Origin of the sequence: Bacteroides sp. 1_1_30 (assembly GCF_020982715.1) — a bacterium.
In the GTDB taxonomy this organism is placed as follows: Bacteria; Bacteroidota; Bacteroidia; order Bacteroidales; family Bacteroidaceae; genus Bacteroides; species Bacteroides xylanisolvens.
The window spans coordinates 22,791-38,440 of sequence record NZ_JAJKHN010000013.1; the positions used below are offsets into that span (position 1 = coordinate 22,791).

Genomic DNA, 15,650 nt, shown 5'->3' on the forward strand with positions numbered 1-15,650 from the left:
ATGAATGTACAAATTGAAGAAAGCTGGAAAGCACATTTAGAACCCGAATTCGAAAAAGACTACTTTCGCACACTGACCGATTTCGTCAAAAGCGAATATAGCCAGTATCAGATCTTCCCTCCGGGAAAACTGATCTTCAATGCTTTCAACCTTTGTCCTTTCGACAAAGTGAAAGTTGTAATTATAGGACAAGATCCTTACCATGGACCGGGACAAGCGCATGGTCTCTGTTTCTCTGTAAACGACGGAGTGCCTTTTCCCCCTTCATTAGTGAATATATTCAAAGAAATCAAAGCCGACATCGGCACAGATGCCCCTGCTACGGGAAATCTGACTCGCTGGGCAGAACAGGGAGTATTGTTGCTCAACGCTACGCTGACCGTACGTGCTCACCAAGCTGGTTCACACCAGAACCGTGGCTGGGAAACATTTACTGATGCTGCAATCCGTGCCCTGGCAGAAGAAAAAGAAAACCTGGTATTTATCCTGTGGGGATCATACGCTCAAAAGAAAGGAGCGTTTATCGACCGCAACAAACACTTGGTACTCACTTCCGCCCATCCCTCTCCTCTTTCTGCTTACAACGGCTTCTTCGGAAACAAACATTTCAGCCGTACAAACGACTACCTGAAAACCCATGGAAAAACAGAAATCGCATGGTAGTTGGAGAAGTTGAGAATGGAGAGTTGAGAGTTAAGAATAAAGAATAAAGAGTAAAGAGTAAAAAAAATGGCTGCACTATTCGTCGAATGATAGCGCAGCCATTTTTCTTTTCTATATTGTAGCAAAACAATTACACGTCCGAATTTCCACTCTCAACTCTCCACTCTCAACTTATCCTAGTACCACTGAATGTTACTTTGCGTTTGGCTTCTCTGCTCATACTTCAAGTCTTGCAGGATGCTTGCATTCGCACGGATGGTAACATTGTAATATTTCCAGCGTCCGAAAGGAGAAAGACTGGCGGACAGGTTGAAACAGTGCAAGTCACGGGAGATTGTACAAGAAGTCTGCGTAATCTCTTTTGCCTGAAAATCATAGCCCGAGTTGAACGAGAGCGACCAGTTGTTAGAAATCTTTATATTTCCGTTTGCATTGATGTTATGCGTATACGTATAAGGATATCGCATAGAATAGCGGTTAATAGGCTTAGACCTATCTTCACGGATATTGAACGAATAGCTAAGGCTCAACGACCAAGGCATCTTAAACACTTGATAACCATCCGGGTCTGCCTGTGCTTTCTCTACTTTCTTAGGTGTAGTACCATCTCCTTCCGTTCCGTCAGATTCTTCATCGTCACTATCCTCCGACTTCTTATCTTTTCCTTTTTCATCCTCCTCTTTCGGACCGAACCATTTCTTCCATGTGTCATTATTAAAGGTATAGTTGAAAGAAGAACCATATCCTTGGAAACGCCCAAAACGACCATACGACCATTCTGTACGGTTACTGGTCACTACATTACCGCTTTTATCGAATGTATAAGCATACGTAGCGAATTGGGCATTCATATTGAAAGTATAATTCTTGGTCAGTTTCAGACGGAGGTTCATACTTAAGTCACTCCACGGTCTTTCCTTTGCCGCCATATTATAGGACATATTGGCACTCAAATCATCAATAAGGCTAACTTTCTTAACTGTATCATTCTTTGCGTCATAATACTTCATCTCCAAGTTATTAGCTATCGAGAAACTAACCGTTCCCGACCCCTCACGAGAAGGCACGCCATAAGGCTGATTGGTAAAAGGAGAATAATATTGTGTATTACCATTATAATCGGTATATTCTTCCCAGTACTTGCCAAATCCCGGAGCACCACTCAAACTCACCTGCGGTGTGAATACGTGACGAATCTGTATCTCCTTCTTCTTCGCAAAGATCGGTTTATACATACCATACAATTTCGTACTTAGAGCCAAACTAGCCGAGTAATTGGATACACGATAAAAGCCGTTAAGAGAATCGCCCGGCAATGATTCCAGCCTGTGAGTATCTTCGTTATAATGCTGATTGATTTTACGGGTGTACCATCGTTCTGTATAATTCACAGAAGGATTGACCTGCAAATATTTGAACAGCGTAAAAGTAGCACTGATAGGAATGTTATGGTTCATCGCATTCTCCCATGAGCTTAGTCCGGCTTTGAACAAATGGTCATCTTTAGTACGGATACTGTTTGTCAGACGTCCCGTATAACCAATGGAAATCTTTTCGTACCAACGTTCGGCTCCTGCCGCTTTCTTGCGCTTGAACGGAAACAGACGGCTCAACGTAATATTCAAGTCAGGCAAAGTGACCGCAATAGAAGAGTCACGCATTGTCTGTGCGATATTGGTAGTTCCGGATAAGGTCAGACCGATATCGGGAAAACTACGAGAATAACTAATACTTGATGTTTTGGTATTTTGAGTCAACAACTGCGAATTATAAAGGTTGTTGATATTAGAACGTTCATAACTACTGGTCGAGAAGTTCACACTGGCAGAGAATGTAGTGTTCGGACTGGCTTTAGCATCCTGTCGATGGTTCCATACCACCTTAAAGTCCTTAGCAACTGTATAGTCCGGCATCCCTTTATCTCCAGTCTTGGTGACCTGATAGTCCGCTTGCAGCGTACCGGAATATTTATAGCGTTTATTATAGTTTGTCAATCCAGACAATCTCCATGAACCTTTCGTGAAGATATCTCCCGTTATTTTCAAGTCCATGATATCACTCATGGCAAAGTAATATCCTCCTTCTGCCAAACCGAAACCACGACTGGAGTCATCCATATAAGTCGGCATAATGAAACCGGAAGAGTAACTGCTGGAGAATGGGAAGAAGAAGAACGGCACAGCCAACGGCAGAGGCACATCTTCCACAACCAGATAGGCAGGTCCTGTCACTACATTCTTTTTAGGGCGCACTTTAGCTCTCGTCAGCTGCATATAGAAGTGGGGATGATCGTGATGATCGCAGGTTGTATAACGCCCATGCTCCATGAAAATTTCATCATTGGCCCCTTTCTTCGCCTTGCTTCCGGTCACATATCCTTCTCCCTGCTGGGTGACGATATCAGTAATTCCTGCTTTCTTGGTTTTGAAGTTGTATCGGATTGTTTCCGTATCATACGAGGTATCACCTTCTTTAAATACCGGTTTACCTTTTTCCACTCCGGTAGTATCCTTGATACCATAAGCATGCACAGTACTACTATCCAGATTCATCGAAATAACTTCCGCAGCCAGTTCGATGTTCTGATAATTCACTTTTCCGCTACCATAAAGTGTAGCGGCTCCTCCCAAAGTAAAGACAGTGGAGTCGTTAGATTCATAAACAACCGGTGCATCGAGTGGTTGTTTCTTCTTTACCGGTGCGATAGAATCAATGCGTACCGTTACCGTATCTGCTTTCAACGAATCATTTCCCTGAAGGGAATCCGTTTTCGCGGTATTGGAGGCAATCATTCCTCTTCTTCGACGTTGAGACGTAGCCTCATCGGGAAGCATCAGTAAGACAATCAGCAGTATGAATGATATAAGTATTTTTGCTTTCAATGGCGCCATTAACTAATAGTTTACGCTTGAAGTGGCAAAAGTACACAATCTTCACCAAATATGAGTTAGAATCTTCGTTATTTAATTATTTTTTAGTGCTATAAAAAGAGAGAACACCATCTATCAAAGCGGCTTAGACCTTCTTCACCATATTTTGCAATACTTTGCCGTGCTTTCTCCACTGTTTTCTCTTCATCCAGATGAGTTTTAGAAAAGAATTTATCCGCAAAGCAAATCAATTGTTCTTCCAGGGTGATGGGCAGCATCTCGCGATGAGGAACGGGAAGTTGCTGGGCAATGACATCTTCCAACGAAAGCCCTGCTCCCGTATGGCGTTCGCACACCAATGCGTGTTGGGGAAAACCTTCCGCCCGCAAGATTTCGGCTCCCAAATATCCGTGAGCGATATAAGGATGAGTGCCAAAGCACTGAATGGTTGGAGCGTCGGTCTGAAAAATACCAATATCATGCAACAGAGCGGCTTCTTTTACAAAACTCCGGTTTAAACGCAATTCGGGATGAGCATCCAGCATTTTCATTGCTTTTCCGGACACTGCCAGACTATGTATTACTAATATTTGTCTCTGCTGGGTATTCTCCGGATAATACTTATCAATGATTTCGTATGGATTCATGTGCTTTATTTTTTGCTCTCTTGATGAGAAATTAATATTTTTGTGCAATATTACAAAAAAATTACCGATATGCAAACTAGAGTTTCCTTCATTCTTATATTTTTGTTCATTATGTTGTTGCCAATGCGTGTAAACAGTCAAATTGTCACGGGAGCAGAACAGATGGATCAATATCTGCCGTTGCTGAAAGGAAAACGCATCGGAATGGTGGTCAATCACACTTCTGTTGTAGGAAGAAAGCAGGTTCATCTTCTCGATACCTTATTAAAGAGAGACGTCCGGGTGGTCAAGGTATTTGCTCCCGAACATGGTTTCCGTGGTAACGCAGATGCGGGTGAAACAGTGAAAGACGGAAAAGATTCCCGCACCGACATTCCTATCGTATCGCTTTATGGTGACAACAAAAAGCCGTCTGCCGCCCAACTAAAAAATGTCGATGTGATTGTATTCGACATTCAGGATGTAGGAGCACGCTTTTATACCTATATAAGCACGATGTATTATGTGATGGAAGCTTGCGCAGAGAACAAGAAAGAAATGGTTGTACTGGATCGCCCCAATCCGTGCGATTATGTGGATGGTCCGATACTCAAACCTGCCTACCGGAGTTTTGTCGGCATGTTACCTCTTCCGGTTCTCCACGGATGTACCATCGGCGAACTGGCACAGATGATAAACGGGGAAGGATGGATTGCCAACAAGAAAAATCCTTGTTCATTAAAGGTAATTCCAATGACCGGATGGAAACACGGAGCACCTTATTCACTTCCCATCAAACCGTCGCCCAACCTCCCGAACGACCAGTCTATCCGATTGTATGCCTCACTTTGTCCTTTTGAAGCCACTCGCGTCAGCGTGGGACGGGGGACAACTTTCCCTTTCCAGGTATTAGGCGCACCTAATAAGAAATACGGAAGTTTCACTTTTACTCCCCGCTCCTTACCCGGTTTTGACAAAAATCCGATGCACAAAGGTATCACCTGTTATGGGGAAGATCTCCGGAATGTAACCGATGTAAATGGATTTACGCTTCGCTACTTCTTGAACTTTTATCGCTTATCCGGCGAAAACGCAGCTTTCTTCTCCCGTGCCCGATGGTTTGATTTGCTGATGGGAACTGACAGCGTACGCAAAGCTATCCTCAAAGGAGAATCGGAAGAGGCTATCCGGAATAGTTGGCAAAAGGAATTACAGGATTACAAGGAGATCAGAAAAAAATATCTTCTCTATGAGTAAAAAAACTAGTATCATACTCTCATTCATTTTCATAAACCACTTATAATTAAAAGAATAAGTATGATAGATAACTATTATTTCCGGCATCTATCATACTTAGACCATCAAAAACGGGGTATCTATCATACTTGATTAATCCACGCTCTCTCCTGAAGTTTCATTTTTTTCCCGTTCATCACCAACTTGCAATGCACTTTTTGCATTAAGTGGAGATATAACAGGGCGTTTTAGCTGACTTTCCAATTGCTTGCGAGCAACTCTTGCCACATTTCCCCCATCTTTTGCCACTTCGGCATTTTCAGCAAAACCGGATGGGTTTCTCTCTTTGGACAAATCCGTAGTAGCCGTTTCAGCAAGCATATTAAGGATCAGTTCAGTGTTCGTCATATTGTCACGGAGATTTTCTTTCTTCAATCCTTTAAACTGCTTATATTCTTTTGCCGACTTTTCAGCCCATGTCTGATAAATTATATCCGTTAATGCAGCAAACTGAACGCCCTCTTGCATCCCATTTCTTTTCCATTCATCAGTAAGTTCCTTCCGTACTTCAATTGATTTCAATCGTTGATTAATCCAATTGTCCGAGTAACCTAAAGATTTATATTCCATCATCGCCCGATTTATAGTCAGTTCGGGGTCCTGCATTTCATCCAGACGCTCTTTGGCGACTTGAGCCATCCACATCTTAAAGGGTTCCGCTTTGGGCGAGGGAATAGACTGAATTAGACGGAAAAGTTGTTGGGTTGTAGCTACATCTGTCTTATACAGTTTGCCGTCAGAAGAGGGTAATTTCAGTTGTCCGATTTCTTCGGACAACTGACTTCCTTCTGTTTTCAACTTCTTTTTTAAATCCCCCCAATACTTACGAGGACGCTCACTGTCTGTTAATACTTCAATCACATCCACAATGGAAAAATACCATTCCTCCTTTTGGTCATCCCAAACAGCACGGATCTTTTTATCTTCAAATACTTTTATAGCATCTTTTTTAGTCATAGCATTATATATATGATGTAAATAATAAATAAATAACAAATTCTATTCTACCTCCAAAGGTACAACATGATAATACGTACCATACGTTTTCCGTTTAGATTTCACTCCGAGCCGCTGCAAGATACGCCCGAAATAAGATGCCTGCCTGGCGGAAAATGTCATCTTACTCGCTTTCTGAATCCGGCGCAAAATATCAATAGCCAGTAGCCATTCTCCTTCTTCCTCTTCTTCCGCCCTACGATAATAAACCATAAATAACTGTTCGATGGCAGGAGATTGTTCAAACTCCCGGTTGTTTTCCGTCATGATAGCCTCTTCTTCGGAGTCAAACCAATAACGTTCGTTGTGATAAAGCAACTCCAACGCCTGTGCATAAAGCTGTTCATAATCAATAGGACGCGACACATCTATAGCTCCCGTCATGTAAATACCGATGAAACGACGGCTACCGGAAGTATCCGTCAACAAATCCCGATGATTGCTCGTGGCAATGAACGATGCATACCGGCGAAGCTCTTCCACTGCCGAAGCATTCGGACGACGTGTGTTCACCACCGGCTTTTGCAGAATATGTTTCAGAAAAGCCTGTTGGGTAGGGCTAATCTGGTCGAATTCATCCATATTGATAAGCAGAAAGCGATTCAGATACAACTCCGCGTCCCGTTTCCGACTGAAATCAATGCTATCCGTATAGTACGCCTGTAAAGCAGGAGGAAGAAGCATTCTGCAAAAAGTCGATTTCCGATATGCCTGCGGGCCAATCAGCAAAGGTGACGTACTGTTGGCGTGTTTCTTATCCATTCCCCTCCAATGGGCAACCATATTCAAAAACCACCGACGGAACAACGGCGCCCAATGCGGATTATCACAGGGAACACGGTTGGCCAGTTCCAAAATCCGGTCTTTACCATCCCAGTGAGGCAGATGATACAAAAAATCCTCCACCGGCTGATAAACAGGCACATGGTCGGAATCCAAATAGCGGATTACGTCCCTATCCCACATTTTCACCCCTTCATACATCGCATTCATCGTGATACTCGCCAGCACCCGCTTGTCCACCGGACGAAAATAGAAATTAAAACTATTCCGTTCGCGATATTCCACTTCCGTGGTCAGCGTATTGTATCGAAATTCATAACGGCGCTTCATAAATTCGTCCATCTGCATGGCGAAAAGCTGTTCGGCCGTCAGACTGCTCTTCTTGCCGAATCCCTTGGCGGAACGGTAGACACTTTTCACAGTTTCGCGAATCAGTAACTCGTCCGAAGGGAGCCGGTAGTGCGCCTTTGTCCACCGCACAGTATCTTCTTCGGGGATACCTGCCCGAAAACAATGCTCCGCCAAACACACTAGTAGCGGTTGCAGATCGTCTCCCTCCCGATATCCGTCCAGTTCTTCGAGCGCCCTGTTGAATGCAGCGGAGAAAAGCACCGACAATGCTTCATAATTTTCATATCCGGGCGCCATTCGCTGCAAAGGAGAATCGGTTTCCCGCGTTCGTTTGATAAAAGTCGTTTCGGACGGAAGACTGACGGGCTGCTTCATATAAATGGGCATTGCTTTCGGATTGAAATAAAGTTCAGGATCATACGTCAGCCGGCAATATTGTTCGAGCGACGGTTCTTTCAGTTCGATATCAAAAGGCAGTTGTGGCTGATAATATTTCACAGCCGTCTGATAAGCATGCGCGTGAAAAAGTTCCGCTTGCTCGCGTAAAGTCGGCAAGCGGTCGTCCGAATAGGTGAACCGTACCCATATCTTTACTGATTTGCCGGAAGATCCGGTAAAAGCAAGGTATGTTTGCGGAAGCTCTTTGACCAGTTCCTTTATTTCGTCGGCTTCCGCCCTCCCTGAAAGATTGTTGACTTCCATCATCACTATGCCGTTATATTCATTCAGGGTCATTACCCCTTCTTTACGGACAAAAGCTGCGGCAGGCATCACTTTGGGAACTTTACGCACCTCTTCAATCGAATTTCCCGGAAGAGTATACCGCAAGACTTCCCTCATCTTTGAGACGGGCTGCGCCTTGACTTCCGTTTTCATCTGCTCCAAAAGGAGCTCCATTTTCAACGTCCGTAAGGTTTTTACCTTGCCATCGTCTCTGACTAATGTTATTTTCATCTTTTTTTATTATTATTTCCAGTAAAAGGAAAGCTGCACTACAGCCATACAAAGATACAACATGCTCTTCGCCCAAACAAATTTCACCGCTTTTATTTGCTACGCCACACGACTTTATTTTATAGAAATAATGCTTACTAAATTTGCGAATAAAGGCAGGATAATGTATCTTTGCAGGCAGTAAGACTTCAGCCCGCATAAGTGTGCCGTACAGCCCACCTATGCGGGCTGTATAGTTTACATTCGTGGGCTGTAGAGCCCACAAATGTGTGCCCAAGAAAAGCCACTGATTCCAGTTGATTATCCAGGTTGCAATTGTAGGTTATCTTACTGCAGAACAATCATTAAAATGCCTGTTAAAAGGCGTTTTAGCCACATTAACCCATAATAGAAAAGACATGTACGCAAAGTATGATTTTCGCAAAAAACCGTCTTCGAAAGAAGACGAAGACGAACAGCCGTTGTATCCCCGCATCGTATCGAACGGAACCATCGACTTTCAACAAATTGTAAAAGAGATCGCTCAAGCTTCCAGTTTTACACCGGCAGACATTGAAGGAGTTCAACTGGCTATTGAAAATAAAATATCCGAATATTTAGTCAGCGGACATCACGTTCAGTTGGGAAACATTGGATATTTTTCAGCCAAGCTGAAAGCACGTCCGGTGATGGATGCCAAAGAGATACATGCACAGTCCATTTATTTCGATAATGTAAATTTTCGTCCATCATCTTCTTTCCGAAAGAAGGTTCGCGGATTTGTGGAAAAAGCGAAGTCAGGATTTGCACATTCCGCCGAAGTTCCGGTGGAAGAACGTCGCCGCAGGTTGGAGAAGTTTCTGGATGAACGACCGATGATACGACGCAAAGAGTATACGCAACTGACGGGACTACTAAAGAACAAAGCGCTGAATGAATTGAACGGATGGGTAAAGGAAGGAGTACTTGACACCATTGGAAGCGGCAGTCATAAAATTTATGTGCGAGTTAATACCATGAAAGATTAAACAGTAAAAACAGTGGAATAAGAATGATAGATACCCATATTTCATGAAGAAAGTATGATAGATACAAAATTTCAGAGACATCTATCATTCTTATTCATCAGATTATAACTATATTAGCAAAAAGAATGAGAGTTATGATAGTTATTTTCTACTCTAAGAACAATCAGTTAATAACAAAACAATGAAAGATAAAACACAAAAAAGCTTCAGGGGAATAGCCCGGACATTACTTCTTGTTTTCTGTTATGCCTTTGGTAGTCATACTTTTGCATTGGCTTTAGAGCACGAACAAACAGTAGAAACTTATAAAGTAACAGATGTCCCCAATCCGCGTAATGAAAGCTCTTCCAATTGGGTTAGCAATCCGAATCAGATATTGGATGAAAGTTATGTGTGGGAGATAAATAATATGTTGTCACAGTTAGAAGATTCATTGAGTATTGAAGTGGCGATTGTTGCGCTCTCTTCTATCGGAGAAGATATTCCGGCAGAGTTTGCCCACAAGCTTTTTGAGCACTGGGGCATCGGAAAGAAAGCGGACGACAACGGATTACTGATTCTTTTAGTACTCGATCAACGTAAAGTCACTTTCGCAACCGGATACGGTTTAGAAGGAGTACTTCCCGACGCTTTATGCTTTCGCATTCAACAGAATGAAATGGTTCCGTGGTTTAGAAAAAACGACTTTGACAGAGGAATGACAGAGGGAGTCCGGGCTGTAACATTGGTGCTTTATGGAAGCGACTATGAACCAGTTTCTCAAAGCACTTCTGATAATTACTGGAAAAGTGCCAGTAATACGTTGTGGAATTTTCTGGCAAATCAGTCGCCTATGCTTTGGATATTCTTGATACTGGTAAATGTTCTCACTTATCGCATGAAGGTAAATAAAGCTCGCCCCAAAGACGGTTCAGCATTAGCAGCAATCAAAGTCCTGACACTTTACAGCCCACTTGGATGTCTTGTGTTGTTTTTTCCGGTCTGGCCTGCACTTATTGCGGCATCCTTATGGTATAAGTTCTACCAAAAACAACGTGTTATTTTGCAGAGTAAGACCTGCGACTCTTGCAAAGCTGTGGCTTTACAACTTTTATCCAATGAGCTTGCAACCCCTTTATTATCTGCTTCCGAACAAATGGAACACAAACTAGGTTCTGCCATCCACCGTATTTATCAATGTACTTCCTGCGGCTGGATATTGCGGTATAAATCTGTCGTCGGAAGCGAATATAAGATGTGTAATCAATGCCATACCATTGCTTCCAAGCGTATCAGTCCGTGGAAAACAGTTAAAGAAGCCACATATTCCGATGCCGGATTGGAGGTTGCCGACTATCTTTGCCTAATGTGCGGAGATAAAAAGCAGGCAACACAGAAGATTCCCCGCAAGACACCCCCAAATAGTGACAGTCCTAGTAATAGTCACAGTAGCAGTAGCAGCAGTAGTAGTAGCGGCAGCAGTAGCAGTAGCGGCAGTTTTGGTGGTGGACGTAGCGGTGGTGGTGGAGCGTCAAGTAGTTTTTAAGATCGGCTATTCATTTGAAGAAGTCGACTAACCAAACAAAGACGTGGAAACACATCTCACCTGAATATTTTCATAGAAAAATGGTTATCCACTCCTTTATTCTAACTATTTTTGCATAGATAACCGAACATAAAAAAGTGAAATGAATATTGAAGAATTTAGAGAATACTGCCTGTCTTTTAAGGGAGTCCATGAAAAGATGCCGTTTCCCAATGTGCCCGACAAATATAGCCGTGACGTTCTATGCTTTTATGTAGCGGACAAATGGTTCTGTTTCGTTAACATTGAGATTTTCGATTTTTGTTGTATCAAATGCAACCCTGACGAATCCGGAGAACTGCAGACTGAATATACCGGCATAAGACCAGGATGGCACATGAACAAGAAATATTGGATCAGTGTTTATTTCAACCAAGATGTACCTGATGAGAAAATCAAAGAGCTTGTAAGCAACTCCTACGATATTGTAGTTAAAAGTTTGACAAAGAAAGAACGGGAAATGCTATAAATAAAGGGAGGATTCAAAAACCTCCCAAATGTAAATCTTGTATTTTGTTTTCTTTCCAAAAAACAGTGAAATTATAATTTACACCACTATTCCTGTAAAACACAATCTCCCAACTATCACTATATAGTACAGCCGGCACGATCGTATAGGGATAAAATTCATCCTGCCAGGATCCGTATATTTTTTCTTTATGTTTCTGCTGGCTTTTGCTGGACAGCATGCTATCTAGTTGTTCGGCCATAGGTACCCAATTCTGCAATAGCACCTGTAATTCCAATAATTGCCTGGAGAACGGAGCAGAAGCGTCCCCTTCTATCAAAACAAGAGTTTCTACCGAGTAAAAAGGCAATTGCACTGCACCACTCCAAAGGTAACATTTATCTCGCCACCAATCACAAACCTTACAGGTAAAGATGCCCAAACCTTCCACTTTATACTCTCTCTTAGTTCCAAACAACTCGTTTATCAGTGTCTTGAATACTTTCATTACTTTTCCCATCGTTTTCTTTTTTTTTAGTATGCACTAACAATGTTACTATGATTTCTGGAATCTTACCGCTTGCTATGTGGGTGTGTTTGTGTGCATATTGTTCAATTTTAAGTTTTTATTCTTCGTAATAAGTAAAGATACGCTCGACATAAGGTTTTAATATACGACCGAGCCCCGTGCCAAAATCAACATAATCTTTGAAATTCTTTGTTTCAATCCAGTTACCATTCGCATCACAGCCGTAGTCTTGGAAGTCTTTGTAGAGTATTTCAAATCCTGGCCGCTCGTCAATCGGCCGTCCTTGTTCATCGTATTTCTCTTGCACGATACTATTACGAACAACGGTTTTCAGTTTACCGTTCGGATAATATTCACGTTTACACCAGGACTCTAACTCTTTATTACCTTCATCGTCAATCCTATATTTTTTCACAACGCGATTACTATCACTGTATTCATAGATGAAATGCGTTTCCGGCCTATCACGACTCAGCAAATCATACACTTGGGTCTGCGCCAACAAGCCATTTGTATCATACTCATAGACTGTTTTTCCCGATAATTCCCCTATATTATAATATTCCCTCTTCTCTACCAACAAATCATGTTCGTTATAATCATATTCGGTCATAGCCGGTTTGTCAATCGTGCCGTCAATCTGTTTGGTTCGAATAAGATTTCCCCTGACGTCATAAGTATTTATCTCCCCATGGGAATCACTATACACAATTTCCAACAGTTTCCCGTCAGTATTATACTTACTGACAATCGTACTGTTAGTTTTCGGAAAGCTAAGTGTAGATGTATGTCCCCAAGTCTCATAGGTATAATCGGTCTTTCGGATAATATTTTCTTGTTTGTCGTACTCGTTGCATTGAGCAAGATTGCCGTCGATATTGAAATGAAAATGGTAGTGATGTATTCCGTCCTCTTCCCATTTCTCGCCTTTTTTGAATTTCGTCGAAAAGAAAGACGATGTATTTTCCGGACGATAATAATAGATATCCAACGTTTTGACTTTTCCGTTCAACCCCATCCTGCTTTTGTCGTTATTAACAGAATCTATTGTCGGAGGAATGTATTTCAAAGGAGATTGTTGGCAACCTGCAAACATCGATATAATCAAACTTCCTAAAATAACAAGGACTACAACGGCTTTATTTTTCATGTTTTCTTTGTGTGTTACAATGTTTCGACGCAAAGATAACAAAAAAGAACCAGTTCTAAAATATAACTGACGTAAAAGATTACTTTCGTGTTATTATAATATCATCAAAGCAGAGTTCCAATGACTGATTATCGGGTTTATACTCTGTCCAATCTTTCGGATCGCCACTTTCGTTGTCTATCATTAAATGATAATAAGAGAAGCCAGAGCGTGGATCAGGCAATCTATGAATCTTATAGCTCCCTACAGTTGCCAACTCATTATCTTCAACGACTTTCAGCCAGCCTAAAGCCTTGTCTAACTGTTGAAGATGAGATAACTTATCCTGCTCGCCTTGTTTTAAAGCGTCAACTGTTTTTGTTCTTTCGTTTTGTAATAACTCTATTATATCTTTCATGCTTTCCACTCGGTTAGTATTGAATTAAAATCTTCAAGCATCAAGTCGAAGTCATAATCCAGCTTCTTCTTTTTTAGCTTGTCAGTTACGTGGTTTAAAGCAAACAGAATATATTCACTTAGCTTTAACCTCTGTTCGGAATGACTTAATTCGCTGAATTCTTTTTCAAGGTTTAGTCCGATTCTAATTTTCCCGGTATCTGCCCTGAATGGTCCAAATTCAAAACGATTGCGAAGGAAATATCCGTTCTTCTCTATTTCTTGCCTGGTAAACATAGTGAGCAGTGTCCGATAGAAATCTTTTTGTTTCAATTTCAACTTTTCATCGGCTATGATATAGTTTGTTTTACAATGGTCGTGGTCATAATAACTATACGAACAATTAATTATAATTCGATTAATAGCACGTCCGTATATTTCGGGGCGCATCCTTCTATCCAACTCTGGTTTCAGTTCTTTGTCAACGCTCTCGATTACTACCTTGGAGTTTTCATAGCAGTTACCAATTGTCCGCTTTATCCAAACCGGATTTTTAGGAATCCAGTTTCTCTGGCTTTCAAGCCTTATATCCTGTATATCTTCCTTTATCTCATATTCCCAAAATACGGATTGCTTTTGATTCGGGTCGTCAGGACTGAAACAATAACTTGTCCTTCCCTGCTCCATAGTAAAACCGTTGACTCTTTTCGACCAAATGGCATCGACAAAACGAGTTTCTCCAAATTTATTTTGAAAACAAGTCGCGGGATTTCCATTAAAGAATTGTCCTCTCAATGCTTCGACGGGTTCGTGATTTCCCCAGCCGATAATAGCCAGACTCTCGCAAAGGCGAACGGCTTTATTCCATTCTCCGGCATTTTTATAATCCGCATATTTCAGAAACTCGGCAAACAAGCGTTCGCGCAACTGTTCTATTTCTGATTGAGACTGCAAAAATTCTTCCAGTTCTTTTAAGTCTTCTATTTCAAATATCTTTTGCTCCACCACATTTGCCCTTAATTTCAATCTCAGTTTTTTAGTATTATGCAGAAATCTCAGCCTCTTTCTTTCTCTTTTTCCACAACTGCCACGAATTAATAATATTCTGCCACAACACATACGAACCGGGAGCCACAGAAGACAATGGATTCAAATAAGTATGTGCCATCCAAATAGCCAAAATCGTATTCTTTTGTCCCAACGCCTGCCCGCCACTGATACGGTCATTATAAATTGAGCCGATTATCTTCCCCAAAAAGAACTGCAAACAGCAAGCAATCAGTGCTCCGACAGCAATCATGATTTCCGTAAAACCATCCGCTGGGTCATTGAGCAAGGAATACAACGTCTGCGCTGTTACGATAGCTAAAGATACAGCCCACAAATAAAAAGCAAGTTCATGATAGCCCAATAACTTCTGATGCACCTTTGGCAAACACTTACTCAACAACCAGGCAGCCAAAAAAGGACAAATCAACAACGGAAATACCTTACCTAAAATAACAAGAAACGCCTCCCAAAAAGTGACATCAGGATGCACCTCCACCAAAGGAAAAAGAATAGGCACAGCAATAGCCGCACCGATATTTGCTATCAATGTATAAGTGGTCAGACTGGCTGCACTCCCACCCAACTTGGAAGTAATCACCGCAGCAGCCGTAGCCGTAGGACAAATAATACAAACCATCACTCCCTCTGCTACTATTTTATCAAAGCGATAAAGCAACAAATAAGCAGCCAACGCTCCGCCAATCTGAATCAATAACAACCACAAATGGAGAGGTTTAGGCTTCAAATCACGAGGAGATACCTTACAGAAGGTCAATAGCAACATCGTAAAAATAAGATAGGGAGTCAGAAAAGAAAGGCTGATAAACAGCGGATAACCTATAGCACCTACCAGCATAGCAATAGGTAACGTCCAATTCTTCAAAAACTTAAGCATCGTCGTACATTTTAACTTCGAAGCACAAAGTAACGGAGATTTCAGGAAAAAAGCTACCATTAAACCGAAAAAAACACAAAACTTAATGGCAAA

General features: G+C 41.8%; 14 protein-coding genes. 5 read left to right on the forward strand and 9 right to left on the reverse strand.

Features of this window, described 5'->3' with window-relative positions:
* Positions 1 to 663 carry a uracil-DNA glycosylase gene (locus LPH68_RS05290; RefSeq protein WP_004312349.1) on the forward strand — a complete coding sequence of 221 codons (663 nt, stop codon included), beginning with the start codon at positions 1 to 3 and terminating at the stop codon, positions 661 to 663.
* A 176-nt stretch (positions 664 to 839) separates the two neighbouring features.
* Here LPH68_RS05290 and LPH68_RS05295 read toward each other — a convergent pair whose 3' ends face one another.
* Positions 840 to 3,554 (reverse strand): putative LPS assembly protein LptD, encoded by a 2,715-nt coding sequence (locus tag LPH68_RS05295; protein ID WP_022199236.1) that lies wholly within the window; start codon positions 3,552 to 3,554, stop codon positions 840 to 842.
* An 89-nt stretch (positions 3,555 to 3,643) separates the two neighbouring features.
* Positions 3,644 to 4,180 carry an HDIG domain-containing metalloprotein gene (locus LPH68_RS05300; protein ID WP_022199235.1) on the reverse strand — a complete coding sequence of 179 codons (537 nt, stop codon included), beginning with the start codon at positions 4,178 to 4,180 and terminating at the stop codon, positions 3,644 to 3,646.
* Positions 4,181 to 4,249: 69 nt separating this feature from the next.
* On the opposite strand from LPH68_RS05300, the gene LPH68_RS05305 reads away from it, so the two are divergent.
* Positions 4,250 to 5,416 (forward strand): exo-beta-N-acetylmuramidase NamZ domain-containing protein, encoded by a 1,167-nt coding sequence (locus LPH68_RS05305; protein ID WP_055235727.1) that lies wholly within the window; start codon positions 4,250 to 4,252, stop codon positions 5,414 to 5,416.
* A 132-nt stretch (positions 5,417 to 5,548) separates the two neighbouring features.
* Here LPH68_RS05305 and LPH68_RS05310 read toward each other — a convergent pair whose 3' ends face one another.
* Entirely contained in the window at positions 5,549 to 6,412 is an 864-nt protein-coding gene (locus LPH68_RS05310; RefSeq protein ID WP_004299365.1) for a Bro-N domain-containing protein, read from the reverse strand.
* Positions 6,413 to 6,454: 42 nt separating this feature from the next.
* Positions 6,455 to 8,539 carry a BT4734/BF3469 family protein gene (locus tag LPH68_RS05315; protein WP_022199232.1) on the reverse strand — a complete coding sequence of 695 codons (2,085 nt, stop codon included), beginning with the start codon at positions 8,537 to 8,539 and terminating at the stop codon, positions 6,455 to 6,457.
* Between the two features lie 398 nt (positions 8,540 to 8,937).
* Between LPH68_RS05315 and LPH68_RS05320 the strand changes: the two genes are divergently transcribed.
* From LPH68_RS05320 to LPH68_RS05330, 3 genes are all read left to right on the forward strand, one after another.
* Entirely contained in the window at positions 8,938 to 9,546 is a 609-nt protein-coding gene (locus LPH68_RS05320; RefSeq protein WP_151923022.1) for an HU family DNA-binding protein, read from the forward strand.
* Between the two features lie 181 nt (positions 9,547 to 9,727).
* Entirely contained in the window at positions 9,728 to 11,071 is a 1,344-nt protein-coding gene (locus LPH68_RS05325; RefSeq protein WP_004316784.1) for a YgcG family protein, read from the forward strand.
* Positions 11,072 to 11,213: 142 nt separating this feature from the next.
* On the forward strand, positions 11,214 to 11,579 hold the full coding sequence (locus LPH68_RS05330) for an MmcQ/YjbR family DNA-binding protein (protein WP_009038839.1): 366 nt from the start codon (positions 11,214 to 11,216) through the stop codon (positions 11,577 to 11,579).
* A 13-nt stretch (positions 11,580 to 11,592) separates the two neighbouring features.
* Here LPH68_RS05330 and LPH68_RS05335 read toward each other — a convergent pair whose 3' ends face one another.
* From LPH68_RS05335 to LPH68_RS05355, 5 genes are all read right to left on the reverse strand, one after another.
* Complete coding sequence (locus LPH68_RS05335) at positions 11,593 to 12,078, reverse strand: hypothetical protein (RefSeq protein ID WP_008997281.1); 486 nt, start codon at positions 12,076 to 12,078, stop codon at positions 11,593 to 11,595.
* Between the two features lie 106 nt (positions 12,079 to 12,184).
* Positions 12,185 to 13,237 (reverse strand): hypothetical protein, encoded by a 1,053-nt coding sequence (locus tag LPH68_RS05340; RefSeq protein WP_151923023.1) that lies wholly within the window; start codon positions 13,235 to 13,237, stop codon positions 12,185 to 12,187.
* A 79-nt stretch (positions 13,238 to 13,316) separates the two neighbouring features.
* Positions 13,317 to 13,634, reverse strand: coding sequence for a hypothetical protein (locus LPH68_RS05345; protein ID WP_004316788.1), 318 nt, complete (start codon positions 13,632 to 13,634; stop codon positions 13,317 to 13,319).
* The gene (locus tag LPH68_RS05350; RefSeq protein WP_008641035.1) at positions 13,631 to 14,638 is read right to left on the reverse strand and encodes a hypothetical protein; all 1,008 of its coding nucleotides are present in this window, start codon (positions 14,636 to 14,638) and stop codon (positions 13,631 to 13,633) included. The genes LPH68_RS05345 and LPH68_RS05350 overlap by 4 nt, the downstream gene beginning before the upstream one ends.
* A 16-nt stretch (positions 14,639 to 14,654) precedes the next feature.
* Positions 14,655 to 15,617, reverse strand: a complete 963-nt coding sequence (locus LPH68_RS05355; RefSeq protein WP_070101908.1) for a bile acid:sodium symporter family protein — start codon at positions 15,615 to 15,617, stop codon at positions 14,655 to 14,657.
* Between the last annotated feature and the right edge of the window lie 33 nt (positions 15,618 to 15,650).

Bases quoted from the DNA above. Each gene is read 5' to 3' on its own strand.
- LPH68_RS05290 (WP_004312349.1), top strand. From the start codon at position 1: ATGAATGTACAAATTGAAGAAAGCTGGAAAGCACATTTAGAACCCGAA.
- LPH68_RS05295 (WP_022199236.1), bottom strand. From the start codon at position 3,554: ATGGCGCCATTGAAAGCAAAAATACTTATATCATTCATACTGCTGATT.
- LPH68_RS05300 (WP_022199235.1), bottom strand. From the start codon at position 4,180: ATGAATCCATACGAAATCATTGATAAGTATTATCCGGAGAATACCCAG.
- LPH68_RS05305 (WP_055235727.1), top strand. From the start codon at position 4,250: ATGCAAACTAGAGTTTCCTTCATTCTTATATTTTTGTTCATTATGTTG.
- LPH68_RS05310 (WP_004299365.1), bottom strand. From the start codon at position 6,412: ATGACTAAAAAAGATGCTATAAAAGTATTTGAAGATAAAAAGATCCGT.
- LPH68_RS05315 (WP_022199232.1), bottom strand. From the start codon at position 8,539: ATGAAAATAACATTAGTCAGAGACGATGGCAAGGTAAAAACCTTACGG.
- LPH68_RS05320 (WP_151923022.1), top strand. From the start codon at position 8,938: ATGTACGCAAAGTATGATTTTCGCAAAAAACCGTCTTCGAAAGAAGAC.
- LPH68_RS05325 (WP_004316784.1), top strand. From the start codon at position 9,728: ATGAAAGATAAAACACAAAAAAGCTTCAGGGGAATAGCCCGGACATTA.
- LPH68_RS05330 (WP_009038839.1), top strand. From the start codon at position 11,214: ATGAATATTGAAGAATTTAGAGAATACTGCCTGTCTTTTAAGGGAGTC.
- LPH68_RS05335 (WP_008997281.1), bottom strand. From the start codon at position 12,078: ATGGGAAAAGTAATGAAAGTATTCAAGACACTGATAAACGAGTTGTTT.
- LPH68_RS05340 (WP_151923023.1), bottom strand. From the start codon at position 13,237: ATGAAAAATAAAGCCGTTGTAGTCCTTGTTATTTTAGGAAGTTTGATT.
- LPH68_RS05345 (WP_004316788.1), bottom strand. From the start codon at position 13,634: ATGAAAGATATAATAGAGTTATTACAAAACGAAAGAACAAAAACAGTT.
- LPH68_RS05355 (WP_070101908.1), bottom strand. From the start codon at position 15,617: ATGGTAGCTTTTTTCCTGAAATCTCCGTTACTTTGTGCTTCGAAGTTA.